The 24,073-nt window shown below is 70.5% G+C and carries 18 protein-coding genes and 1 pseudogene; 12 read left to right on the plus strand and 7 right to left on the minus strand.

All coding sequences use genetic code 11. The features are described from left to right. Positions 1 to 2,747: MMPL family transporter (locus tag QZV84_RS00240; protein WP_292823569.1), on the minus strand; the 2,747-nt coding region annotated here is incomplete at its 3' end. A 161-nt stretch (positions 2,748 to 2,908) separates the two neighbouring features. Here QZV84_RS00240 and QZV84_RS00245 point away from each other — a divergent pair. After that, positions 2,909 to 3,589: a TetR/AcrR family transcriptional regulator gene (locus QZV84_RS00245; protein WP_292823572.1), complete on the plus strand. Its 681-nt coding sequence runs from the start codon at positions 2,909 to 2,911 to the stop codon at positions 3,587 to 3,589. On the opposite strand, the gene QZV84_RS00250 is transcribed toward QZV84_RS00245, so the two are convergent. After that, positions 3,565 to 4,569, minus strand: coding sequence for an o-succinylbenzoate synthase (locus QZV84_RS00250; RefSeq protein ID WP_292823575.1), 1,005 nt, complete (start codon positions 4,567 to 4,569; stop codon positions 3,565 to 3,567). The two genes, QZV84_RS00245 and QZV84_RS00250, sit on opposite strands and share 25 nt — an antisense overlap. Before the next feature lie 62 nt (positions 4,570 to 4,631). Between QZV84_RS00250 and QZV84_RS00255 the strand changes: the two genes are divergently transcribed. Together QZV84_RS00255 and metH are read left to right on the plus strand one after the other, a co-directional pair. Next, the gene (locus QZV84_RS00255; protein ID WP_292823578.1) at positions 4,632 to 5,429 is read left to right on the plus strand and encodes an LLM class F420-dependent oxidoreductase; all 798 of its coding nucleotides are present in this window, start codon (positions 4,632 to 4,634) and stop codon (positions 5,427 to 5,429) included. Between the two features lie 113 nt (positions 5,430 to 5,542). Next, positions 5,543 to 9,208: a methionine synthase gene (gene metH / locus QZV84_RS00260; protein WP_292823581.1), complete on the plus strand. Its 3,666-nt coding sequence runs from the start codon at positions 5,543 to 5,545 to the stop codon at positions 9,206 to 9,208. Here the strand turns inward: metH and QZV84_RS00265 are convergent. Continuing rightward, on the minus strand, positions 9,123 to 12,008 hold the full coding sequence (locus QZV84_RS00265) for an ATP-binding cassette domain-containing protein (RefSeq protein WP_292823584.1): 2,886 nt from the start codon (positions 12,006 to 12,008) through the stop codon (positions 9,123 to 9,125). The genes metH and QZV84_RS00265 overlap by 86 nt on opposite strands. 24 nt (positions 12,009 to 12,032) lie before the next feature. Then, a complete protein-coding gene (locus QZV84_RS00270) occupies positions 12,033 to 12,575 on the minus strand; it encodes a hypothetical protein (RefSeq protein WP_292823587.1) in 543 nt (180 codons plus the stop codon). An 80-nt stretch (positions 12,576 to 12,655) separates the two neighbouring features. Between QZV84_RS00270 and QZV84_RS00275 the strand changes: the two genes are divergently transcribed. The 3 genes from QZV84_RS00275 (at position 12,656) to QZV84_RS00285 (ending at position 15,901) form a co-directional block, all read left to right on the plus strand. Next, positions 12,656 to 13,573 (plus strand): 1,4-dihydroxy-2-naphthoyl-CoA synthase, encoded by a 918-nt coding sequence (locus QZV84_RS00275; RefSeq protein ID WP_292823590.1) that lies wholly within the window; start codon positions 12,656 to 12,658, stop codon positions 13,571 to 13,573. A 25-nt stretch (positions 13,574 to 13,598) separates the two neighbouring features. Beyond that, positions 13,599 to 14,768, plus strand: a complete 1,170-nt coding sequence (locus tag QZV84_RS00280; protein WP_292823593.1) for an AMP-binding protein — start codon at positions 13,599 to 13,601, stop codon at positions 14,766 to 14,768. A 152-nt stretch (positions 14,769 to 14,920) separates the two neighbouring features. Further along, complete coding sequence (locus QZV84_RS00285; RefSeq protein ID WP_292823596.1) at positions 14,921 to 15,901, plus strand: 1,4-dihydroxy-2-naphthoate polyprenyltransferase; 981 nt, start codon at positions 14,921 to 14,923, stop codon at positions 15,899 to 15,901. On the opposite strand, the gene QZV84_RS00290 is transcribed toward QZV84_RS00285, so the two are convergent. After that, positions 15,857 to 16,177 (minus strand): DUF4229 domain-containing protein, encoded by a 321-nt coding sequence (locus QZV84_RS00290; protein WP_292823598.1) that lies wholly within the window; start codon positions 16,175 to 16,177, stop codon positions 15,857 to 15,859. The genes QZV84_RS00285 and QZV84_RS00290 overlap by 45 nt on opposite strands. Before the next feature lie 78 nt (positions 16,178 to 16,255). Between QZV84_RS00290 and QZV84_RS00295 the strand changes: the two genes are divergently transcribed. Both QZV84_RS00295 and menD read left to right on the plus strand, forming a co-directional pair. After that, on the plus strand, positions 16,256 to 16,750 hold the full coding sequence (locus QZV84_RS00295; protein ID WP_292823601.1) for a PLDc N-terminal domain-containing protein: 495 nt from the start codon (positions 16,256 to 16,258) through the stop codon (positions 16,748 to 16,750). Positions 16,751 to 16,752: 2 nt separating this feature from the next. Then, a complete protein-coding gene (gene menD / locus QZV84_RS00300) occupies positions 16,753 to 18,555 on the plus strand; it encodes a 2-succinyl-5-enolpyruvyl-6-hydroxy-3-cyclohexene-1-carboxylic-acid synthase (protein WP_292823604.1) in 1,803 nt (600 codons plus the stop codon). 66 nt (positions 18,556 to 18,621) lie between these two features. Here menD and QZV84_RS00305 read toward each other — a convergent pair whose 3' ends face one another. Beyond that, the gene (locus QZV84_RS00305) at positions 18,622 to 19,875 is read right to left on the minus strand and encodes an isochorismate synthase (RefSeq protein WP_292823659.1); all 1,254 of its coding nucleotides are present in this window, start codon (positions 19,873 to 19,875) and stop codon (positions 18,622 to 18,624) included. A gap of 107 nt (positions 19,876 to 19,982) precedes the next feature. Between QZV84_RS00305 and QZV84_RS00310 the strand changes: the two genes are divergently transcribed. The 4 genes from QZV84_RS00310 (at position 19,983) to QZV84_RS00325 (ending at position 23,885) form a co-directional block, all read left to right on the plus strand. Next, positions 19,983 to 20,588: a hypothetical protein gene (locus QZV84_RS00310; protein WP_292823607.1), complete on the plus strand. Its 606-nt coding sequence runs from the start codon at positions 19,983 to 19,985 to the stop codon at positions 20,586 to 20,588. After that, on the plus strand, positions 20,585 to 21,328 hold the full coding sequence (locus QZV84_RS00315) for a demethylmenaquinone methyltransferase (RefSeq protein ID WP_292823610.1): 744 nt from the start codon (positions 20,585 to 20,587) through the stop codon (positions 21,326 to 21,328). The genes QZV84_RS00310 and QZV84_RS00315 overlap by 4 nt, the downstream gene beginning before the upstream one ends. Positions 21,329 to 21,377: 49 nt before the next feature. Then, positions 21,378 to 22,436 carry a polyprenyl synthetase family protein gene (locus tag QZV84_RS00320; RefSeq protein WP_292823613.1) on the plus strand — a complete coding sequence of 353 codons (1,059 nt, stop codon included), beginning with the start codon at positions 21,378 to 21,380 and terminating at the stop codon, positions 22,434 to 22,436. Positions 22,437 to 22,511: 75 nt separating this feature from the next. Next, positions 22,512 to 23,885, plus strand: a complete 1,374-nt coding sequence (locus QZV84_RS00325) for an FAD-dependent oxidoreductase (RefSeq protein ID WP_292823615.1) — start codon at positions 22,512 to 22,514, stop codon at positions 23,883 to 23,885. A 7-nt stretch (positions 23,886 to 23,892) separates the two neighbouring features. Here the strand turns inward: QZV84_RS00325 and QZV84_RS00330 are convergent. Next, a pseudogene (locus tag QZV84_RS00330) lies at positions 23,893 to 24,073 on the minus strand (MFS transporter); the annotation flags it as partial.

Here is a 24,073-nt window from a genome sequence, read left to right on the forward strand (position 1 = left end):
GGGTCCGGGTCTGCGTGCACCGTGATGTCGAGCACGGAGGTGCCGGGCCAGCCGGCATCTGCCAGGAGCGCCCGCGCGGCATCCGGATGCATGGACGACACGACGAGGGTCAGATCCGGTGTGGCAGCAGCGGCATCGCGCAGCGCGGCGGCGGCCCGATCATGGGTCGAGTCCGGGATGAGCACGTCGACGCCGTCGATCACGAGGATTCGCGGGCGTCCGTTCAGCGCGCGGCGCAGGTCCTGCACGGGCTGGGCGGACCCGTCGAGCAGGGCGACGGCGACGTGCGTGCGCACCCAGGCTGCGCGGCCGGGCAGGAGGTGCCCGCCGACGCGCGCCTGCCCGCTCAGGGCGGCGCGGCCGGCGAGTGCGAGCAGCAGCGAGCGCGGGCCGCGGGCATCCTTCGCAGTGACGACCAGGGCGTCGCCGCGCTCGACGCGCAACGCGACGTCGTCAGCCAGCCGCACGTCGCCGGCGCTCACGCCGATGCCCTCGGCGACGATCGCCGCGGTCGTGTTCGGCTCGGGCCAGTCGGCGAGCGCGAGCTCGCGCACGACCGCTTCACCCTCGATGTCGAAGTGCGGGAGGGTGCGCTGCAGCCAGCGGGGCAGCCACCACGCCCGGTCGCCGAGGAGCGCCATGACAGCGGGCGTCAGCGTCATGCGCACCAGGAAAGCATCGATCACGATGCCGACGGCGAGCCCGAGGGCGATCGGCTTGAGCGACGCGTCGCCTTCGGGCACGAAGGCCGCGAACACCGAAAACATGATGAGCGCGGCTGCGGTCACCACGCGCGCCGAAGAAGTGAAGCCGGACTTCACTGCGCCGAGCGCGATCGAGCGAGCCTCCGCCGGTGTGGCACCCTGCTTGCGCGAGTGCACGTAGTCCTCGCGCATGCGCGAGACCAGGAACACCTCGTAATCCATCGCGAGGCCGAACAGCACCCCCATCAGCACGATCGGCATGAAGCTGATGATCGGTCCGGTGCGGGTGACGTTCAGCACATCGGCCAGCCAGCCCCATTCGAATACGGCGGCAACAACGCCGAATGCGGCGGTGACCGAGAGCAGATAGCCCAGGGCGGCCTTGATCGGCACGGCGATCGAGCGGAACACGATCGTCAGCAGCACGAGCGAGAGGCCCACCACGAAGATGCCGAACGGGATGAGGGCGGCGCCCAGCTGATCGGAGATGTCGATCGCGACGGCGGTGAAGCCGGTCACCTTGATGTCGACGCCGTATTCGTCGAGCCACCGGTCGTGCTGGGCGCGCAGCTCGCGCACGAGCTCGGCCGTCGCAGGGTCGTCGGGGGCGGTGGTCGGCACGAGCTGCACGATGCCGGTGTCGGCGCTCATGTTGGGCGTTGCAAGGGCGACCAGCTCCACTCCCGGCAGGCTTTCGACATCGGCGGCCAGGTCGTCCATCAGCCCGACCGGATCGGTCGAGGTCACGATCGTGCCGGTGAGGATGATCGGCCCGTTGAAGCCCGGACCGAACTCCTCGGCGACCAGGTCGTAGCTCTGCCGCGCCTCGTTCTCCTCGGGCAGCATGCCCGCGTTCGGCAGGGCGAGCGCGAGGCTCGCGGCGGGGATGGCCATGATGCCGAGGGTCAGCACGACTGCGACCGTCGTCACGATGGGGTGGTTCGTCACGAGCCCGACCCAGCGCGTGGCGAAGCTGCGGCGGGGTTCGGCGGTCGCTTTGCGCTTCTTCACGCGACGCGGGCGCCCGGCGACGCGCCCCTTGAGGAATCCCAGCATCGCGGGGGTGAGGCTGAGCGCGACGAGCACGGCGATCGCGACGGCGACCGCTGCGGCGATGCCCATCGTGGTCAGGAACGGGATGCCGGCGAAGGAGAGTCCGATGAGGGCGATGAGCACCGTCATGCCCGCGAACACCACCGCCGACCCGGCAGTCCCGGTGGCGCGTGCAGCGGACTCCTCCGGAGCGACCCCCGAGCGCACCTGGTCCTGATGTCGGGCGACGATGAACAGCGCGTAGTCGATGCCGACGGCGAGGCCGAGCATGAGCGCCAGCAGGGGAGTGGTCGAGGAGATGCTCGCGAACGCGGTCGAGAGGAAGATCAGCGCCATCGACAGGCCGACGCCGATGATCGCCGTCATGAGGGGCAGACCGGCCACGACGAATGACCGGAATGTCACGATCAGCACGAGCAGCGCGATGATCAGGCCGACGGCCTCGGTCAGGGTGACGCCGGGCACCGAGATCGCGAAGAGGTCGCCGCCGAGCTTCACCTGCGACCCGGCCGGGAGCGCGTCGCGCAATTCGGCCGCGACAGCCTGCAGTGCGTCCTTCGTCGCGGGCGGTACATCCGTCGCCTGCCCGTCGAACTGCATGCGGACGATCGCGGCATCGCCCGCATCGGAGACCTGTCCGTTGACGGTCTGGCTGAAAGGGTCGGTCACGGCGAGGATTCCGTTGAGGTCTTCGAGCCCGGAGATCGTGTCGGCGATCGCGCCGGAGTAAGGTTCCCCTTCGATCTGCGCGCCGCCGGCGGTGACGACGATCATTTGCGCGCTCGTGCCGCTCGCCTGCGGGAACGTGCGGTTCAGCTGCTCGATTCCCGCCTGCGACTCGGTGCCGGGGATCGAGAACGAGTTGTCGGTGCCCTGTCCGAGGGTGACCGCGCCCACGCCGCCGAGGCCGAGCAGCAGGAGCCACGCGATCAGCACGCGCCACGAGTGCCGGTACGACCAGAGTCCGAGCGCATACAGGAAAGTGGACACAGCGCCTCCGCGGGGGTGATCCGATCAGCCGGAATCAGACAGAACGGATACAGCGCTGTATCGGATACATGAGTGTATCGTAGGGCGGGCGGCCTGGCTCAACCTGAGTACTGCGTGTGTGTTCGGGCGAGGGAGGCGACCGGGGTTCCAGAGGAGGCTCGATGACCGAAACAGTGGAGGTGCCCGCGGGCGCGATGACCTCGCGCCGTCGCGAGGCGACGCGGCAGAAGCTGTTGGATGCCGCCGCGCAGGTATTCGCCGAAGAGGGACTGGATGCGGCATCCGTCGAGGCGATCTGCGAGCGCGCCGGCTTCACGCGAGGCGCCTTCTACTCGAACTTCGACTCGAAGGATGCGCTCTTCCTCGAGCTCGCCGGCCGCGTCGCACGGTCACGTGTCGACTCGGCGCGGGAGCGGGTCGCACTGCTGGAGAGCGAAGGCGACCTGCGGGAGGTCACCGTGGATGCCCTGTCGATCGTGCAGCAGGTGCTGGATGTCTCGGGAGATGACCGCCTCGCGATTCTGCTGATGAGCGAGATCCGCATCCACGCGCTGCGCGACCCGCAGCTGGGAGCCGCGTATCTCGCGCAGAACGAGGACATCCGCACCAGCGTCGCGCAGGTGGTCCACGATATCGCGGCCGCGAAGTCGCTGCGTCTGCGGCTGCCCGCCGACGAGGTCGCCCGCCTCATGCTGACGGTGTGGGAGGGCGAATCGGTGCGCGGCACGATGGCCGGACTGGACTACGAAACGGTCTGCCGCCGCACGAGCGAGGAACTCGCCCGCGTCGCGCAGCTCGTGATCGAGGTGCCCGCGGATCAGCCGCGCGCCAGCTCGGAATGACAGCGCGCGATGCGTGCCTTCCACCACTCCCGCCGGTCTTCGGATGCCGCATACCGCCGGATGAGCGCCGGGTCGGGCGTGACGCGCCCGACCGGAAGCGAACCGTCGCGGGGCACGAGCCCCGGTGAGACGACGTCCGCGGCCAGAAGCGCGGCGGTGCCGAGGCCGCAGTCGTAGTCCAGATCCGGGAGTGCCGCCGCGAGGGCGACGCCCATCGCCAAGCCGACCGATGTGTCGAGCGCGCTCGAGACGACCGAGGGCAGGCCGGCCTCCGCCACGATCTCAAGCGCGCGCCGCACCCCGCCGAGCGGCTGAGCCTTCACGACCAGGATGTCTGCGGCCCCGGCCCGTGCCACATCGAGAGGGTCCGCGGCCTTGCGAACGCTCTCGTCGGCGGCGATCGGGATGCCCAGATACTTTACACGGCGACGCAGCTCGGCGAGCTCATCGACCCTGGCGCACGGCTGCTCGACATACTCCAGGTCGAATTCGGCGAGCGCGTGGATCGCATGCTCGGCCTCGTCGATGTTCCAGCCGCCGTTCGCGTCGACGCGGATGCAGCCCTCCGGACCCATCACGGCGCGCACCTCCCGCACCCGGGCGACATCATCCGCAAGCCGCTGCCCGGCCCCGGCGACCTTCACCTTCGCCGTCCGGCACCCGTCGAATCGCGCCAGGATGCCGGCGACGGATGCCGCATCCACAGCCGGCACGGTCGCGTTGACGCGGATCCGGTCGCGCAGCGCTGCGGGGGTCGGCATCCAGCCGTAGTCGATCGCGCCGGCGAGCCAGGCGGCTGCCTCGGCGTCGTCGTACTCCAGGAACGGCGAGAACTCGGTCCAGCCCTCCGGGCCCTCCAAGAGAACGGCCTCGCGCACATCGATGCCGCGGAATCGGGTGACGAGCGGCAGCGAGACGACACGGAACGTCGAGAGAAGGTCGGCGAGGGCGGGCAGGGATGCTGCGGCGTCGGTGCTCACCGCTCCATCATGGTCCCTCGTGCCTTGGCTGCGCGCCAGTGAATGACGCTTAGGCTTGCCGGATGCTTACCGATACCCCCGTCCGGTTGGGCGTCCAGCTTCAGCCCCAGCATGTCTCCTATTCCGACATGCGCGATGCCGTCCGCCGCCTCGAGGACATGGGCGTCGACATCCTGTTCAACTGGGACCATTTCTACCCGCTGTCGGGTGACCCCGATGGCCGGCACTACGAGTCGTGGACGATGCTCGGCGCGTGGGCCGAGCAGACTGAGAGCGTCGAATTCGGCGCGCTGGTGAACTGCAACAGCTACCGCAACCCCGACCTGCAGGCGGACATGGCCCGCACGATCGACCACATCAGCGCCAAGGGAGCAACACAAGGCCGGTTCATCTTCGGCACCGGCGCGGGCTGGTTCCAGAAGGACTACGACGCCTACGGCTACGAGTTCGGCACGCCGGGCACGCGCCTGGACGATCTGGCCGAGGGCCTGGCCCGCATCCACGCCCGCTGGGACGTGCTCAACCCGGCGCCCACGCGCAAGATCCCCGTGATGATCGGCGGGAAGGGCGAGCAGAAGACCTTGCGGCTCGTCGCGCGCTACGCCGACTACTGGCACAGCTTCGTCACACCGGAAGAGCTGCCGCACAAGCTGTCGGTCATCGAGAAGTGGGCGCAGCGCGAGGGTCGCGACACGTCGACCCTGATCCTGTCCAACGAGTTGCAGCGTCGTGGCGAGGAGGTCGCCGACGAGCTGTTCGACGGCGGCGTGCGTCTGTTCACGCTCGGCTTCCCAGGACCCGAGTACGACTACGACCGCGTGCGCTCGTGGCTCGCCTGGCGCGACGGCAAGAACGGCTGACTGCCGCCGGCGGTGGCCGCGCGGTGGCCGCGCGGGGTCCGCGCGGGGTCGCGCGGGGTCCGCGAATGACGCACAACACGGGCGCGCGGCGCCCCGCGACTAGAATCGCCCGGGTGACCGCCCAGCATGCCGCGCCCCGCTTCGACCTCGACATCGAGAGCGTCGCCCGACCGGCCCGGGCCGAGGCGCTGCTGAGCGCGCTGCACACGCGGGTGGTGATCGCCGATGGCGCGATGGGCACCCAGCTGCAGGAGCACGACCCCACCCTCGAGGACTATCTGCAACTCGAGGGCTGCAACGAGATCCTCAACGTGAGCCGGCCCGACATGATCGGGGCGATCCACGACGCGTACCTCGCGGTCGGGGTCGATGCCGTCGAGACCAACACCTTCGGGGCGAACTGGTCGAATCTCGGCGACTACGGCATCGAGGACCGCATCACCGAGCTCGCCGCCGCGGGCGCACGCATCGCCCGCGAACGCGTCGAGGCGGCCGAGGCCGAAGATGGCCGCATGCGCTGGGTGCTCGGCTCGATGGGTCCCGGGACGAAGCTGCCCAGCCTCGGCCACACCACCTACGACCACCTCAAGCAGACCTTCGCCGAGCAGGCCGCGGGCCTGATCGACGGGGGAGCGGACGCATTCCTGATCGAGACCTCGCAGGACCTGCTGCAGACCAAGGCGGCGGTCAACGGATGCAAGCAGGCGGTCGTGGGCCGCGGCATCCGTCTTCCGATCTTCGTCGAGGTGACCGTCGAGACGACCGGCACCATGCTCATGGGCAGCGAGATCGGCGCCGCGCTCACCGCACTCGAGCCGCTCGGGGTCGACGCGATCGGGCTGAACTGCGCGACCGGCCCGGCCGAGATGAGCGAGCACCTGCGCCACCTCTCGAAGCACTCCTCGGTGCCGGTGGCGTGCATGCCCAACGCAGGTCTTCCGGTGCTCACCAAGGACGGTGCGCACTACCCGCTGAGCCCCGACGAGCTTGCGACCGCGCACGAGCAGTTCGTGCGGGAGTTCGGGCTCGGACTGATCGGCGGATGCTGCGGCACCACCCCCGCGCACCTCAAAGCAGTGGTCGACCGGCTTCGCGATTCCGCGGCCCCCGATCCTGTCGAGGGGTCGACGACGCTTCGACAGGCTCAGCGAGCTCTGCCGGTTCCCGAGCCCGGGGTCGCCAGCCTGTACCAGCACGTGTCGTTCCAGCAGGATGCCTCGTACCTCGCGATCGGCGAGCGGACAAACGCGAACGGGTCGAAGGCGTTCCGCGAGGCCATGCTCGAGGAGCGCTGGGACGACTGCGTCGAGATCGCGCGCAATCAGATCCGGGTCGGCGCGCACCTGCTCGACGTGTGCGTCGACTACGTGGGCCGCGACGGCGTCGCCGACATCCGTGAAGTCGTCTCGCGCTTCGCCTCGGCATCCACTCTGCCGCTCGTGATCGATTCGACCGAGCCGGCGGTGATCCGCGCGGGGCTCGAGCTGATCGGCGGGCGGCCGGTGGTCAACTCGGTCAACTACGAGGACGGTGAGGGCCCGGAGAGCCGCTTCGGTCGGATCATGCCGCTCGTGAAGGAGCACGGCACGGCCGTGATCGCGCTGACGATCGACGAGCAGGGTCAGGCCCGGACGGCGGTCGACAAGGTGCGGATCGCTTCCCGCCTGATCGACGCGCTGGTCGGCGAGTGGGGCATGAAGGTCGAGGACATCATCGTCGACTGCCTCACCTTCCCGATCGCGACCGGTCAGGAGGAGACCCGGCGCGACGCGATCGAGACGATCGATGCGATCCGGCAGATCTCGGCGAAGTACCCCGGCGTGCAGACGACGCTCGGGGTCAGCAACGTCTCGTTCGGCCTCAATCCGGCCGCCCGGAGCGTACTGAACTCTGTCTTCCTGCACGAGGCCGCCGAGGCCGGCCTCACCTCGGGCATCATCGACGCCGCGAAGATCGTGCCGCTCGCCTCGGTGCCCGATGACCGGCGCAAGGTCGCCCTCGACCTGGTCTGGGACCGACGCGAGTACGACACCGAAGGCGCGGTCACCTACGACCCGCTCTCGGCCATGCTCGACCTGTTCGACGGCGTCGACAGCGCCGCGCTGAAGGACGCACGTGCCGCCGAACTCGCGGCACTGCCGGTGAACGAGCGGCTCGAGCGCCGCATCATCGACGGAGAGGCGAAGGGGCTCGAGGGCGATCTCGACCTCGCGCGCGCAGGCGGGCTGAGCGCGCTGCAGATCATCAACGATCATCTGCTGGAGGGCATGAAGGTCGTCGGCGAGCGGTTCGGATCGGGCGAGATGCAGCTGCCGTTCGTGCTGCAGTCGGCCGAGGTCATGAAGACGGCCGTCGCGCTGCTCGAGCCGCACATGGAGAAGTCGAGCGACGCCGGCAAGGGCAAGATCATCCTCGCCACCGTCCGCGGCGATGTGCACGACATCGGCAAGAACCTCGTCGACATCATCCTGACCAACAACGGGTACGACGTGATCAACCTCGGCATCAAGCAGCCGATCGCAGACATCATCGCTGCGGCCGAGGAGCACGACGCCGACGTGATCGGCATGTCGGGACTGCTCGTGAAGTCCACCGTGGTGATGAAGGAGAACCTTCAGGAGCTGCAGGCGCGGGGTCTCGCGAAGCGCTGGCCGGTGATCCTCGGAGGCGCGGCACTCACCCGCGCATACGTCGAAGACGACCTCGCCTCGCTGTTCGACGGTGAGGTGCGCTACGCCCGCGACGCGTTCGAGGGACTCGCGCTCATGGAGCCGCTCGTGGCGCTCGCCCGCGGCGCCTCACCCGAGGATGTCGCGCTCCCGCCGCTCAAGAAGCGCATCCACGCAGCCGGAGCCCGCCTGACCCTCACCGAGCCCGAGGCCATGCCGGGGCGATCGGATGTGGCATCCGACAATGCCGTTCCCGCGCCGCCCTTCTGGGGCACGCGCATCGTCCGAGGCGTCGCGCTCGCCGACTACGCCGCCTTCCTCGACGAGCGCGCCACGTTCATGGGCCAGTGGGGACTCAAGCCCGGACGCGGCGACGACGGACTCTCCTACGAGCAGCTCGTCGACACCGAGGGCCGCCCGCGGCTGCGGTACTGGCTGGACCGCATTCTGGCCGAGGGGATGCTGGATGCCTCGGTCGCCTACGGATACTTCCCCGTCGTGAGCGAAGGCGAGGACCTCGTCGTGCTGCACCACGGCGACGACCCGGCCGGGGTGCTCGGGGCGCCGGGGCTGCTCGCGCCGGACGGCGGGTCGGGCGGTCCGATCGGAACCGACCGACTGCGCTTCACGTTCCCGCGGCAGCGCCGCGACCGCCACCTGTGCCTCTCGGACTTCGCGCGGTCGCGCGCGTCCGGGCAGATCGACGTGCTGCCGGTGCAGCTCGTGACCGCCGGCGGACGCATCGACACCTTCACCGCGAAGCTGTTCGCCGAGGACAGGTACCGCGACTACTACGAGCTGAACGGGCTCGTGATGCAGCTGACCGAGGCGCTCGCCGAGTACTGGCACGCCCGCATCCGCGAGGAGCTCGGCTTCGCCGACGAAGACCCGACCGACACCGCCGGCCTGTTCAAACTGAACTATCGCGGTGCGCGGTTCTCGCTGGGGTACCCCGCCTGCCCCGAGATGGAGGACCGGCGCAAGGTCGTCGAGTTGCTGCGTCCGGAGCGGATGGGCGTCGAGCTCAGTGAGGAGCTGCAGCTGCATCCCGAGCAGTCGACGGATGCGTTCGTGTTCCACCACCCCGAGGCGAAGTACTTCTCGGTCTGACCGGCGAACCGGATCCCCTCGCCGCGACCGGGGTGATCGGCGTGACCGGCTTCGCGCGGCGCAGCGCGGAGATGATCGCCGGCCCGACCACGACGACGCCGATGACGGTCGTGATCGCGCGGAGCGTGTCCCAGGTCGCGGTAGAGGTGACGAGCGAGTAGAGCAGGAAGCTGCCCAGGTTCACCGGCAGGGGAGCGCCCGGTGCGTAGGAGATGTCGGTGCCGCCGCCCACCGCGAACGGCCAGAACCACAGGTTCATCACGAGCCCGAACGCATACGACGCCACGACGCCGTACACGCTGAGCAGTGCGACCTCCGCCCACCCGCGCAGTCGCGGCAGCAGCCCGGCACCCGCGCCGACCCAGCCGCAGGCGAACATCTGGAACGGCGTCCACGGACCGATGCCGCCCCACATCACCGACGACAGGGCGATCGTGAGCATGCCGAGCAGCAGCCCGAAGCGGGCGCCCAGGGCCCGCCCGGCCAGGATCAGCAGGATGAAGACCGCCTCGACCCCGCCGACGCCGGTGCCGACGATGCGGATCGCGGCACCGATCGCGGCGAGCGTGCCGAGCAGGGCGAGGCTGTGGGCAGAGCGAACGGTACCGTCGAGCAGCCCGAGCACGACGATCGCCGCGAGCGGCAGGAGCGCCACGGCGACCACGGGAACCGCAGACTGCGCCTGTGCCGGCACTGCGCTCGCCACGAGAGGCCAGCCGAAGGCCGCAAGGGCGGCGAGATTGGCGGTGAGCAGGGCGACCAGCGATGCCGGGGCAGGGGGCTTCCGGCGGCGCGCGGGCGCTTCGGCTCGGTTCGCTTGCTCGACGAACGGGGACTGAGGGCGATGGACGGGTTCGGTCCTCGAGCGAGGAGGCGTGCCGACCGGCATGGAGCGCCGGTGCCCCATCGGGCTCTCCTGTCCCAGCCGCCCGCCGGCGATCGGCACGATGCGGTCGGCCAGGGCTGCGGCGAAGTCTGCGTCGTGCGTGGCCACCAGAACCGCGGCGCCCTCGTCGGCGAACGTGCACAGCGCCGCGGCGACCACATCGCAGGCGCCGGCGTCCAGCCCCCGGGTCGGCTCGTCGACCAGCAGCACGCGCGGTGCGCAGGCCAGTTGCACGGCGAGTGCGAGGGCGCGGCGTTCACCGACGGACAGATCGCGCGGATGCTGCGCCATCAGCCGTGCGGGGCCCGGGCCGCCGGCATCCCGCCCGACGAAGGCCGCGAACCGATCGGCCGTGCGGGGCCCCGATGCGCCGGCGCGACGATCCGCGCGACGACACTCGGCCGCGACGGTGTCGCAGACGAACAGGTCATCCGACGCATCGGGGACGAGGGCGACTCTGCGCCCGCGACCGAGGGGAACTCCGTCGACGGTCACGTCCGCCTCGGCATCCGGCACCGCCAGGGCTGACAGCAGACTCGACTTGCCCGCACCGTTCGGTCCGACCAGGGCGACGATCTCACCGGAGCGCAGCGTCAGCGCCGCGGCATCGACGGCGACCGCGCTCCCGTGCCGCACCGTCAGTTCCCGCGCCCGCAGCACCGGCTCGCCCACGAGGCGCGACCGCGGATACTCAGCGGTGACGGCAACGGTGTCCTCGCCGTCGACCACGACGCCGTCGCGGATCCACAGGCGCCGGTCGGCCACCCGGCCCAGCTCGGCCGCTCGGTGCTCGGCGACCACGGTGCACACTCCGGCCTCGTGCGCGAGAGCCCCGAGCAGGTCGACCACGCGTCGCCGGTAGGCGGTGTCGAGGTCGGCGAGGGGCTCGTCCACGAGCAGGAGGATCGGATGCTCGACGATCGCCGCGGCGATCGCGACGAGGGTCGCCTCGCCAGCCGACAGCCCGCGCAGGCGGCGGCCGAGCAGGGGAGAGATGCCGATGCGCTCGGCCACCTCGGCGACCCGCGCCGCGACGATCGTGGGCGCGACGCCGCGCAGGTCGAGGGCCAGCCCGATCTCGTCCTGCACCCGCTCCGTCGTGAAGCCCTCACGCGGATGCTGCAACACCACGCCGATGCGCTGCGCCGTGTCGCGGGGCGGGACCGCGGCCCGATCATGCCCGACCACCGTCACCGTTCCGGCGATCTGTCCGCCATCCAGGTGGCTGTGGAGGCCGCTCAGGGCGCGCAGAAGCGTCGACTTGCCCGACCCGGTCGCACCGGCGAGAACCGTCAGCGTGCCCGGTGCGAGCACGAGCTCGTGCGCCCGCACCCCCGCGCCGCCTCGGTGTGTCAGCGTTGCGTCGTGCAGCACCACCGGTGCCGCACAGTCGCCGTCCACCGGGTTGCCCGCCAGTCCGCGCAGCTCGAGAGCCGCCGCGACAGCCGTCGCCCGCTCGAGCGTGCGCTGCAGCACGGGCGCGAGGATGCGCACGCCGCCGCGCTCGCCACGCAGGCGCTGCGCGAAGCGCACCGACCGGACGGCGTCCGCCAGCGCAGGCAGCGTCGCCCACGCGACCGCGAGTGTGCGCGCGATGCCACGCAGAGGTCCGCGCCGCGAGCCCCGCGCGAACAGTCGCGCGATGTCGATGACCGCGTTGAGCAGCCCGAAGACCAGGATCGTGAGCGCGATCGGCACCGCGCTCGCCGCGGCATCCCACAGTCCGCCCGTGGTCACCGGGCCGAACATCACGACGTGCGCGAAGGGCGCGGGCAGCCGCACCTCGGGCAGCGCCAGCACGACCGCACCCGACCCGTCCGCACCGTGGAACAGCACGCGGTAGATCACGCGGACCGCGATGAAGCCGGCCGCGAGGGCGGCCGCCGCCTTGAGCGGCGCGGGTCGGAAGGTCACGGGTTCATCGCGTCACGCGGCCGGTCACACCGAGGGCTCCGCCGGCTCGCCGTTGAGGGTGAACAGCAGCTCGAGGCTCTCGCCGGGCTCCAGCTGAAGGGTCGACAGGCCCTCCTCCGCGTAGGCCCATTCGCCGCCCGCGGGCTGCACCCACAGCGACCAGTACGCGAAAGCGGCCGGCATCGACGCGCACGTCTCGAAGTACTCGGAGCCGTCCTCGGCCGTCAACGCGAAGTCCTCGGCAGGCACGCCGTTCACGCGGCACACGACCTGGTCGCCGTACTGGTCGGTGCCCTCGGTGGTCAGGCCGGCCTCGGTGAGTGCGTCGCTCGCGGCGATCGCCTCGGTGGTGTCGATGCAGGTCGCCCCGGCCGGTCCGTCCTCGACCGCGAGGTCGCCGGTCTCGACGATCACCCGCACTCCGGCGCACTCGGCGACCTCCGCCGAGGCCCCGGTCGAGGACGAGGTGGTCGGAGCGGGCGCAGCCGCGGGGGCACAGGCGGCGAGGGCGGCCAGCAGGGCGGCGAACGCCGCTGCGGTCGCGAATGCGCGGGGCGATGAGTTCATCGCTCCAGCGTAGAGCCGCGCTGCCCTCAGCTCCCGCCGGATGACGCTCCGCGTCGGCGGCGCCCGCGTAAGCTGTGCGAGTGAGCGTTTCCGAGTTGTTCGACGAGAACGAGTGGATGCCGGCCCCCGGATCCGAGGCCTACACCGATATCACCGCACACGTCTCGAGCGACGGGCGGATCGCGCGTATCGCGTTCGACCGTCCCGAGGTGCGCAACGCGTTCCGTCCGCACACCGTGGACGAGCTCTACCGTGCGCTCGACATCGCCCGCCAGGACCCGCGCATCGGCGTTGTCCTGCTCACCGGCAACGGTCCCAGTCCGAAAGACGGCGGCTGGGCGTTCTGCTCGGGCGGCGACCAGCGCATCCGCGGGCGGTCGGGTTACCAGTACGACGATGCCCAGGACCCGGCGGCCGACAAGCGCGACCCCAGCCTCGTGGCGATGGGCCGCCTGCACATCCTCGAGGTCCAGCGACTGATCCGCTTCATGCCGAAGGTCGTCATCGCGGTCATCCCGGGGTGGGCCGCCGGAGGGGGGCACTCGCTGCACGTCGTGTGCGACCTCAGCATCGCCAGCGCCGAACACGGCCGGTTCAAGCAGACCGATGCTGATGTCGGCTCGTTCGATGCCGGGTACGGCTCGGCGTACTTCGCGCGCCAGATCGGCCAGAAGTTCGCGCGCGAGGTGTTCTTCCTCGCCGAGGAGTACTCGGCTCAGCGCGCGTACGAGATGGGCGCGGTCAATCGCGTCGTACCGCACGCCGAGCTCGAGCGAGAGGCGGTCGCGATGGCGCGCACCATCCTCACGAAGTCGCCCACGGCGATCCGCATGCTCAAGTTCGCCTTCAACGCGGTCGATGACGGCATGGTCGGCCAGCAGGTGTTCGCCGGCGAGGCGACGCGCCTCGCCTACGGCACCGACGAAGCCGTCGAAGGGCGCGACTCGTTCCTCGAGAAGCGCGAGCCCGATTGGTCGCCGTACCCCTGGCACTATTGATGCGTGCCGGAGCAATGCGCAGCGAATGAGGCTCGAACCCGTCCTCGACGATGATCCGCGTGAGATCCTGCGCGGCCTTCGCGGTGCTCTGCACGGCGCCGGCCCCGCGCTCGGGCTCGGGCTGGTCCACGACCTGCCCGCCGAGGTGCACGCCGGCACGGCCGTCGTCATCACCACGTCGGGCTCGACCGGCGTGCCAAAGAGCGTGGTCCTCAGTCGCGACGCGCTGACCGCGAGCGCGCTCGCGGTCTCGGGCCGCATCGGCGACGGTGCGTGGCTTCTCGCGCTGCCGGTGAGCTATGTGGCCGGCATGCAGGTGCTGGTGCGCTCGATCGTCGCCGGCCGCGAGCCCGCGTGGCTCACCGGAGCCTTCACGCCTCAGGCGTTCTCGGCCACCGCGCTCAAGATGGTCTCGACCGATCATGGCTCGCGCATCCCGACCTACACGTCGCTGGTCCCCGCCCAGCTGTCGAAGCTGCTCGATGCCGCGGCCCACGATTCGACCGTGCTTGCGGCGCTGCGGTCTTTCGAGACGATCCTGGTCGGGGGGCAGGCGATCGCGGCGGTCACCCTGGAGCGGGCGGAGGCCGCCGGCGTCCGGGTCGTGCGCACGTACGGGTCGACCGAGACGAGCGGCGGATGCGTCTATGACGGGCGGCCGCTCCGCGGCGTCGCGGTGCGAATCGCCGACGGCGAGGTGCAGGTCTCGGGGCCGACGCTCGCCGACGGGTACCTCGGCGACAGCGCGGCAACCGAGGCCGCGTTCCTGCGCGAAGGCGCCGGATCGGACGGTGCCGGCACGCGGTGGTACCGCACCGGTGATGCGGGCATCATCGAGAACGACATCCTGCGGGTGCGGGGGCGGATCGACAACGTGATCGTCTCCGGCGGCATCAACGTCTCACTGGACCGTGTCGAACGCGTCGTGCGCACGGTCCCCGGGCTCGAGTCCGCTGTCGTGGTCGGGGTGTCCGACGAGCGCTGGGGCGAGGCATCCGTCGTCGTCGTCCCGCGCAGCGAGGCTCTCCGACGCAGCGAGTCGACCCAGCTCGAAGCGGCGCGCGCCGCGGTCGCCGACGAGATCGGCGCACACGCCCGCCCGACCCGGCTCCTGCTCGTCGACGACATCGCGACGCTGCCGAGCGGTAAACCTGATCGCGAGACCATCAGGGCGGCGGTCGCTGCGCTGCATTGACCGCGCTCACGCGGCCCGCGGACCCGCGTGTGCACAACGCAGGAACCGAAGTCGGCAGGGGACCGGAAGGGGCTGATTCCGCAGACGTCCGACGCTGTGTTCCTGCATTGTGCACGCGGAACATCGGCACCGGGGCCGTAGGATGACTGCTCGTGGCAGGCACTCCCAGCAAGAAGCGCAAGCGTCCCGGTCCGCGCAAGCAGCCCTCTCGCGGCAACCCGCAGAAGCTACGCGAGTCGCGTGATCCCCGGCATGGCGGGAAGGCGACTCTCGGCGACTGGATCGGCGCCGCACGCCTGCGGACCCTGCCCCTCGCCGTCACCCCGATCCTGATCGGCACCGGCGCCGCGATGATCGTGGACGGACTGTTCCACTGGGTGCTTTCGCTGCTGTGCCTGGTCGTCTCGGTGAGCCTGCAGATCGCGGTGAACTACGCGAACGACTACAGCGACGGCATCCGCGGCACCGACGATCACCGCGTCGGTCCGGCGCGCCTCACGGCGTCGAAGAAGGCGACGCCCCAAGCGGTGCTGACGGCGGCGCTGGTCTTCTTCGCGATCGCCGCGGGGGCGGGTCTGGCGCTCGTGATCCACAGCGGACAGTGGTGGCTGCTGCTGGTCGGCGCCGCCTGCATCGTCGCGGCGTGGTTCTACACCGGCGGTAAGCGGCCATACGGGTACTACGGCCTCGGCGAGCTGTTCGTGTTCGTCTTCTTCGGTCTCGTCGCGACGGTCGGGACCACGTTCGTCCAGGTGCTGGCTGTGCCGCAGGAGGCGTGGTTCGGCGGCGTCGGCGCGGGGCTGCTCGCATGCGCCGTGCTGCTGGCGAACAACCTGCGCGACATCGACCAGGACCGGGCCGCGCACAAGCGCACCCTCACCGTGCTGATCGGCCGCCGATGGACGCGCGTGCTGTTCACCGTGCTGATCCTGGTGCCGTTCGTGATCTCGTCGTACCTGGCGCTGTTCTATCCGGTCGCATGGCTCACCCTGCTCGCGCTGCTGGCCGCGCTTCCTGCGGTCCTGATCGTGTGGACCTACCGGCTGCCGCGCGAACTGGTCGTCGCCCTCAGCCTCACGTCGCTGACCTCAGTCGCCTACGGGGCGTTCCTGCTGTGGGCGTTCATCGGCTGAGCCCGCATTCGCCGTCGCATCGGCCGCGGCATCTTCGACGTCCTCGTCCGTCGTCGTCGCCTTGGTGTTGCCTCGCCGCTCGGCGATGCCGGTTGTGACCTCGGTGAGCGGGCGCCGCAGGAACAGCAGCGAGAGACTGAGGCCGATGAGCGCGGCGAAGACGGCGGCGAGCCAGTACAGCTCCCGGAACACCGGGAACAGCATCAGAATGCCGAATGGCACGAGGAATGCGAGCAGCCTCATCACCGTGTAGAGAAGGGCGGAGCGGGCTTTCACTCCTCAATCGTAGATCGCCGACGGCTCGGTACGGTCACGGGCGGGGCCGCGCACAGTTTGCGCGCCTAGGATGGAACCGTGACGCGAGTGCTGCTGATTCTGGCGCTGGTCTTGACCGCTTTCTGGGTCTACACCATCGTCGACTGCAGTGTGCAGCCCGCAAGTCGTCACCGTGGCGTGAACAAGCCGATCTGGATCCTCATCGTGGTGCTCCTGCCCGTACTGGGCGGACTGCTCTGGCTCTTGGTCGGTCGCGTGCGCCGCTCAGCGATCATCGCGCGTCGCGCCCCGGACGACGATCCCGAGTTCCTCGAGCAGATCGGCACGCTGAGCGATCAGGACGAGCGCATCCGCCGTCTCGAAGAGGAGCTCGCCCTGCTCGACGCGGAGGACGACGACCCGCGGTGGACGATCCCCGGCGGCGCGGCCACTGCCGGCACAGCGGCATCGGGAACCCCGGCGGCGGGAACACCCACGTCGGGCAAGCCGGCGCCCGACGCTCCCGGCCGGGCGACCGACCGGCCCGCCGACGGCGATGACGACACGCGCGGCCAGCGCGGCATCGTCGGCTAGTCGTGGCAGAACGGCACGCGTCACCGGCAACGGATGCCGCGGCCGCCCTTCTGGGCGCGCTGGTCGATCTCGGCATCCGGCACATCGTCTTGAGTCCCGGATCCCGGTCTCAAGCCCTCGCGCTCGTCGCGGCCGAACTGGAGACCCGCGGGGCGGTGCGCCTGCATGTGCGCATCGACGAGCGGGTTGCAGGCTTCACGGCACTCGGCATCGGACGCGAGACGCGGATGCCGGCGGTCGTGGTCTGCACGTCGGGCACGGCCGCGGCCAACCTCCTTCCGGCGGCGCTCGAGGCGCATCACGCCGGTGTGCCGCTGCTGCTGCTGACGGCGGACCGCCCGCCCGAACTGCGCGGTGTCGGGGCGAACCAGACGACCCGGCAGCCGGGCATGTTCACGCCCAGCACGCGACTCGAAGCCGACCTGCCTGTCCCCGAGGCGACAGACCCCGAGGGAGATGGCGAGCAGAGTCTGATGCTGCGCCAGGTCGCCGCCGACGCGGTTGAGGCGGCACTCGGCGCGGGAACACGTGCACCCGGGCCCGTCCACCTGAACCTGCCGTTGCGCGAACCCCTGGGTGGCGACATACCCGCGTGGCTCGGCGTTCCGACCGCCGAGCTCACGGTGGCCGCCGACGTCGACCCCGATGCGGCCCCGATCGAGGAGACGACCGAAGAAGACGCTTCCGGCGCGCTGTACCAGGGCGGCGGCGGCATCGGCGAGGCCGACCTGCCCACAGCGCCCGACGCGCTTCCTTACGTGCTGGTGCGCGGGCCTCGGACGGTGGTGATCGCCGGCGCGGACGCAGGACCGGATGCCGAGACGCTCGCCCACCTGGGCGGCTGGCCGCTGATCGCAGAGATCGTCAGCGGGGCGCGGTTCGGTCGCAACCTCGTCCACGGCTACCGGGCTTTGCTGGCCGACCCGCAGCTCGGCGGACGCGTGGAGCGCGCGATCGTGCTGGGGCACCCGACCCTCAGCCGGGAGTCGACCGTGCTGCTGACCGCTCCGGAGGTCGAGGTGCTCGCCGTCCGGGGGCCGGGAGAGCCGCTCAATCTGAACGGCGCGACAATCGCGATCGACGCGATCGCGGTGGGCCCGGGCGAGGCCGATCGCGAATGGCTCGGGGCGTGGCTGCAGGCGTCGCGTGCGGCATCCGTCGATCTGAGTCCGCCGGCGCCGGACGCCGATGCCCTCGCGTCGGCCGTGCCCGCCGAGCGCCTCGGGGCGATCAAGACCGAGTTGGCCGCGATCCGTGCGCCGCTCGATCGCGCGGCGCTGGTGGATGCGGTCTGGCGAGCCACCTGGCCGCACGACCGGCTGATGTTCGGCTCGTCCCGTCTCGTGCGGGTCGCCGACGCCGTGCTCGGCGGCAAGAAGGTGCCGGTCCACTCCAATCGCGGGCTCGCCGGCATCGACGGCACGATCGCGACCGCCACAGGCATTGCGCTCGCCTCTCAGACCGATGACCGGCCGGGCATCACGCGCGTGCTGCTCGGCGACCTCGCGCTGCTGCACGACGTCGGGGCGATGCTGCTGCCGCCCGCAGAAGACGAGCCGCGCATCCAGGTGATCGTCGGCAACGACGGCGGCGGAACGATCTTCGACGGCCTCGAAGTCGCCGCGGTCGCCCCTGCCGCCGCCATGGACCGGGTGCTCTACACGCCGCACACGACGCGGCTCGAGCACCTCGCGCTCGCGTACGGCTGGGAGTACACGCGGGTCACGACCCGCGCCGCGCTCGATCAGGCGCTCACGGCGCCGGCCGGCGGCCGCCAGCTCATCGAGGTGCCCCTCCCGCGCTGAGTCCGACGTCCAGGCCGAGAAGAAGCGGCTGGCCGCGACGTAAGGCCGCACCGTCGCCGGCAGCGCTCAGGCGAGCGCGTCGACGATGGGCCGGAACTTCACTCGTGTCTCGAGCAGCTCCGCCTCTGGGTCGCTGCCCGCGACGATACCGGCACCCGCGTGCGCGCGCAGGGCGATGCGGCGGCCGCTGCCGCTCGCATCGAGGTCGAACTGGGCGCCGCGCAGTGCGATCGCCCATTCGCCGTCGCCGTTCGCGTCGACCCACCCGACCGGACCCGCGTATCGCCCGCGATCGAACGGCTCCAGTCGGCGGATCACGTCGAGGGCGGCATCCGTCGGCGTGCCGGCGACGGCCGCTGTCGGATGCAGTGCGGCGACCAGATCGAGCGCTGAGGCGCCGCCGCTCAGCTCGCCCTCGACGTCGGTCGCCAGATGGAAGACATTGGGCAGTTTGAGCGTGAACGGCTGCTCGCTGGCCGCCAGCGCAGTGGTGTGCGGGCGCAGCGAGGCGAGCACGCTCTGCACCGCATAGAGGTGCTCGTCCTGGTCCTTCGCGCTCGTGGCCAGGGCGACGGATGCCGCCGTGTCGGCATCCGCGTCGGCACCGCGCGGCGCCGTGCCCGCCAGGACGCGCGCGGTGACCGTGCCTCCCGAGACGGTGACGAGGGTCTCGGGGCTGGCTCCGATGATGCCGTCCACGGCGTACGTCCAGCAGTCCGGGTAGCCGGTGGCCAGGGCCCGCACGAGGCGACGCAGATCCGATCCCGGCGGCATCGAGCCGGCGAGCTCGCGCGCGAGCACGACCTTGCTCACCTCCCCCGCGGCGATCGCGGCGAGCCCACCGCGCACGGCCGCCTGGTATCCGCTGTGATCGAGGGCACCAGGGCCGAGCGATGCCGACCAGTACGGTCCGTACTCGGTGCGCGGCGGCAGTGCGGAGGCATCCTCGGTCGAGTCCGGCCTTGCGATGCGGGTGACCCACGAGCGATCTCCGCGACGGCCGACGATGACTGACGGCACCCGCAGCGTATGCGGCGCTGCCGACCGCGGGTCGAACGGGAACGCACCGAACGCGAGCAGGCCCGTGCCGGGCAGACCGAGCGGATCGTCGATCTTCGCCCTCGCGGCCAGCGCGCGCCATTCGGCGCCGAGGGTGGATGCGCCACCGTGCAGCACCGCCGTCTCGCCGTACGCCGCGATGGCATCGCCGCGGCGACTCCAGAATGTGGGATTCGAGGGGTCGGCGTACGCCAGCACATCGTCGAGCGTCTGCACCTCACGCGTCACGACCCGCAACCGAACCAGGGGCAGCTCGCGCACATCGGTCACCCCTCAAGCCTAGAGTCGGGCGGCAGGGCGTGGGTGCGTCCCGGGCCGCACCGGCGGCGCGAGCCGGGCCGACGCGGGCCGACATAAACTGAGGAGTGATGAGCGTTCCGCCCGAGATCCCGCCCGCCCGGCCCGAGCCGGGGACCCGGCTGCTGTTCCGGTGGCGCAAATGGGACGCCAGCCCGCACTGGGTGCACGAGTGCGTCTACCTCGGCCACGACCGATGGGGCGACTGGTTCGGGCAGCGCGCCGGCTGGCGCAGCACCCGCCCCGAGCGCGACTACCTCGTCGAGGCGGACAACGTCACGCTCCTGCCGCCGAGTGGGCAGTATGCGCTGACGGTCAATGTCGCACCGCCGGCGACGTATCGCATCTACATCGACCTCGGGTGGGATCTGCGCTGGGCGGAGCGAGATGGGCACCTCGAGCCGACCGGCATAGATATGGACCTCGACGTCGTGAGCGCCGTCGACGGCCGCGGCATCTGGATCGATGACCGCGACGAGTGGGACGAGCACCGCATGGCCTACGGCTACCCGCTCGATGTCGTCGAGCAGCTCGAGTCGCTGGCGATCGACCTCGAAGCGCTCGTCCGCGCCCGCACTGCGCCCTTCGACGATGCGACGCCGGACGCCTGGCTCGACCGCCTGGCTTCCCTCGAGATCGCCCCGCTCGAACCGACTGAGTCGGGAGCCGATGCATGAACGATCACGAGCACAACCGCGCCGATCTGCACAAGGATCCAGCCCGCGTGAGCGGCATGTTCGATCAGGTCGCGAAGAACTACGACCGCACGAACACCGTGCTGAGCATGGGCAACGATCGCATGTGGCGGGTCGCGACGACCCGCGCGGTCGCACCGCGCCGCGGTCAGCGCATCCTCGACCTCGCGGCGGGCACCGGCGCCAGCTCGGTCGCTCTCGCGGGGAGCGGCGCCGAGGTCGTCGCCGCCGACTTCTCGCCGGGCATGATCGCCGAAGGCAGGAGGCGGCACAGCGGCATCGCGAACCTCACGTTCGTCGAAGCCGATGCGACGGCTCTGCCCTTCGCCGACGGTGAGTTCGACACCGTGACGATGTCGTTCGGATTGCGCAACGTGAACGACCCGAAGAAGGCCCTGCTCGAGCTGCTCCGCGTCACCAAGCCCGGCGGACACCTCGTGGTCTGCGAGTTCTCGCACCCGCCGTCGCCCTCCTTCAACGGGCTCTACCGGTTCTACAACGACCGCATCCTGCCGGTCGTCGCCAAGACCGTCAGCTCGAACGCCGACGCGTACGACTACCTCAACGAGTCCATCCGCGACTGGCCCGATCAGCGCACGCTCTCGAGGTGGATCCGTCAGGCCGGGTGGACCGACGTCGCCCACCGCAACCTGTCGATGGGCATCGTGGCGCTGCACCGCGCGACCAAGCCCCGGCTGACCGCCACGCCCTCTGCGAAGTGATCCGCGCGATGCCGGCAGAGGCGAACACCTTCGACCCCGATAGGCTGGTATGGTGACTCCCTCAGCGTCGGGCTCGCGAGTTGCGGGCAAGCTGGGCCTCACCGACCGCACATTCGCGGGACCGCGGTCCCTCAAGCTCAGATCCGCCGTGAACGCCGGCCTCGTCGAGGTCGATCGCGTGCTCGCCGACGAGCTGCACATGACCGATGAGATCGCCGATGCGGCGAGCCGGTATCTGTACGACGCGGGGGGAAAGCGCGTCCGTCCCATGCTCGCCCTGATCACCGCTCAGCTGGGCGACGGTGCGAACGAGAACGTCATCCTCGGGGCGACCGCGCTGGAGATGACCCACCTCGGCACGCTGTACCACGACGACGTGATGGATGCCGCCGACAAGCGTCGCGGTGTGCCCAGTGCGCACGCAGTGTGGGGCAACAGCGTTGCGATCTTGACCGGAGACCTGCTGTTCTCACGAGCGAGCCAGATCATGGCCCGTCAGGGCGACCGGGCCATCCGGCTGCAGGCCGACACGTTCGAGCGACTGGTCCTGGGGCAGATGCACGAGACGGTCGGACCGCGAGAGGGTGAGGACCGGGTCGCGTTCTACCTGAACGTCCTCTCCGACAAGACCGGTTCGCTCATCGCGGCCGCCGCGCAATCGGGCATCATCTTCTCCAACGCTCCGGCCGAGTTCGAGCAGCCCCTCGTGACTTTCGGAGAGAAGGTCGGCGTCGCGTTCCAGCTGCTCGATGACGTGATCGACCTGTCCGATAACCCGGACGAGACCGGCAAGGTGCCTGGCACCGACCTGCGCGCGGGAGTGCCGACGATGCCGTACCTCGTGCTCGGACAGCGGACGGATGCCGCATCCGTCGCCCTCCGCGAGAGCATCGACGACGGCGTCGAGCGGATCGCCGCGGGCGCCGACCCCGCGATCCTGGACGCCGAGCTGGCCGAGCTGCGTCAGCATGCGGCGACTCAGGCCACTCTCGATCTGGCTCACGCCTGGTCCAACGAAGCTGTCGAGGCGCTCGCGCCACTTCCCGATGGCGCGGTCCGCGAAGCGCTGACGCGCTTCGCCCAGGCCGTCGCGGACCGTTCCTCCTGAGCACTGCGGAGCTCGTAGAACATGCGGTTGTCGAGTAGCGGCGAAGCCGGCTGCCGAGACACGAAAGGATTGCCCATGACCAAGCTCAGGCTGGCCATCATCGGTGCAGGACCGGCAGGCATCTACGCTGCCGACATCCTGCTCAAAGCGGAGCGAAAGTTCGGCGTCTCGATCGACCTGTTCGAGCAGCTTCCGGCGCCCTACGGCCTTGTCCGCTACGGGGTCGCACCCGACCACCCGCGCATCAAGGGCATCATCACCGCCCTGCGTGAGGTGCTCGACCGCGGTGACATCCGCCTTTTCGGCAACGTCCGGTTCGGGGAGGACATCACCCTCGAAGATCTCAAGCAGCACTACAACGCCGTGATCTTCGCCACCGGAGCGATCCGCGACGCCGGCCTCGACATCCCCGGCATCGACGCGATCGGCTCGTACGGCGCGGCGGATTTCGTCAGCTGGTTCGACGGGCACCCCGACGTTCCCCGCGAGTGGCCCCTGGATGCGGCATCCGTCGCGGTCATCGGCAACGGCAACGTCGCGCTCGACGTGTCGCGCATGCTTGCCAAGCATGCCGATGACCTGCTGGCCACCGAACTGCCCGACAATGTCTACCGCGGGCTCGCGGCCAGCGCCGTCACCGACGTGCACGTGTTCGGGCGTCGCGGACCGGCGCAGGTCAAGTTCACCCCCCTCGAGCTGCGCGAGCTCGGCGAGCTGCGCGACGTCGACATGGTCGTCTACGACGAGGACTTCGACTACGACGATGCCTCGAAGGCCGCGATCGCCAGCAACAAGCAGGTCTTGGTGATCGACCGCGTGCTGCAGTCGTGGCGCAGACGGCCGTCGGCGAACAATGCCGGCGGCGCGGCATCCCGTCGACTTCACCTGCACTTCTTCGCCAAGCCGCTCGGCGTGATCGCCGACGACGACGGCAAGGTCTCATCGTTCCGCTGGGAGCGCACGCGACCCGACGGGGAAGGCGGCGTCATCGGCACCGGAGAGATCCGCGAGTTGCCGATCCAGGCCATCTATCGCGCGGTCGGGTACTTCGGCTCGCCGCTGCCGGGCGTGCCGTTCGACAAGCGGCACGGCGTGATCCCGAATCACGAGGGCCAGGTGCTGCGCAGGGACTCGAACGACCGCGTGCCGGGTGCGTATGCGACCGGGTGGATCAAGCGCGGGCCGGTTGGCCTCATCGGTCACACCAAGTCCGATGCGATGGAGACCGTGCGCCACATCATCAACGACCAGGGCTCCTGGTGGCAGCCCGCCGACCCCTCCGAGGAGGCCATCCCCGCTCTGCTCGCCGAGCGCGGGGTGCGGTGGACCGACCTCGAAGGCTGGCACCGGCTCGACGAGCACGAGGCCCGGCTCGGTGCCCGCCACGGCCGCGCGCGCATCAAGGTCGTCCCGCGCGACGAGATGGTGGACATCTCACGCGGCGAATAGGACTTCCTCAGCTTTGCGCATGCTCCCCGACATCCCGGGCGGTGTCCGCCGGTGAGTGCTGGCCGCGGCCGAGCAGCATGAACGGGATGGCGATCGCGGTGATGACGCCGCCCCAGAGCATGGAGGCGCCGTAGCCTCCGACATCGGCCACCCGCTCCTTCGACGGGATCGTGTCGTTCAGGTACGCG

It is taken from the genome of Microbacterium sp., from assembly GCF_011620715.1.
In the GTDB taxonomy this organism is placed as follows: domain Bacteria; phylum Actinomycetota; class Actinomycetes; order Actinomycetales; family Microbacteriaceae; genus Microbacterium.

Coding starts and splice junctions, on each gene's coding strand:
- QZV84_RS00245 (WP_292823572.1), top strand. CDS start 2,909: ATGACCGAAACAGTGGAGGTGCCCGCGGGCGCGATGACCTCGCGCCGT.
- QZV84_RS00255 (WP_292823578.1), top strand. CDS start 4,632: ATGCTTACCGATACCCCCGTCCGGTTGGGCGTCCAGCTTCAGCCCCAG.
- QZV84_RS00270 (WP_292823587.1), bottom strand. CDS start 12,575: ATGAACTCATCGCCCCGCGCATTCGCGACCGCAGCGGCGTTCGCCGCC.
- QZV84_RS00280 (WP_292823593.1), top strand. CDS start 13,599: ATGAGGCTCGAACCCGTCCTCGACGATGATCCGCGTGAGATCCTGCGC.
- QZV84_RS00310 (WP_292823607.1), top strand. CDS start 19,983: ATGAGCGTTCCGCCCGAGATCCCGCCCGCCCGGCCCGAGCCGGGGACC.
- QZV84_RS00315 (WP_292823610.1), top strand. CDS start 20,585: ATGAACGATCACGAGCACAACCGCGCCGATCTGCACAAGGATCCAGCC.
- QZV84_RS00320 (WP_292823613.1), top strand. CDS start 21,378: ATGGTGACTCCCTCAGCGTCGGGCTCGCGAGTTGCGGGCAAGCTGGGC.
- QZV84_RS00325 (WP_292823615.1), top strand. CDS start 22,512: ATGACCAAGCTCAGGCTGGCCATCATCGGTGCAGGACCGGCAGGCATC.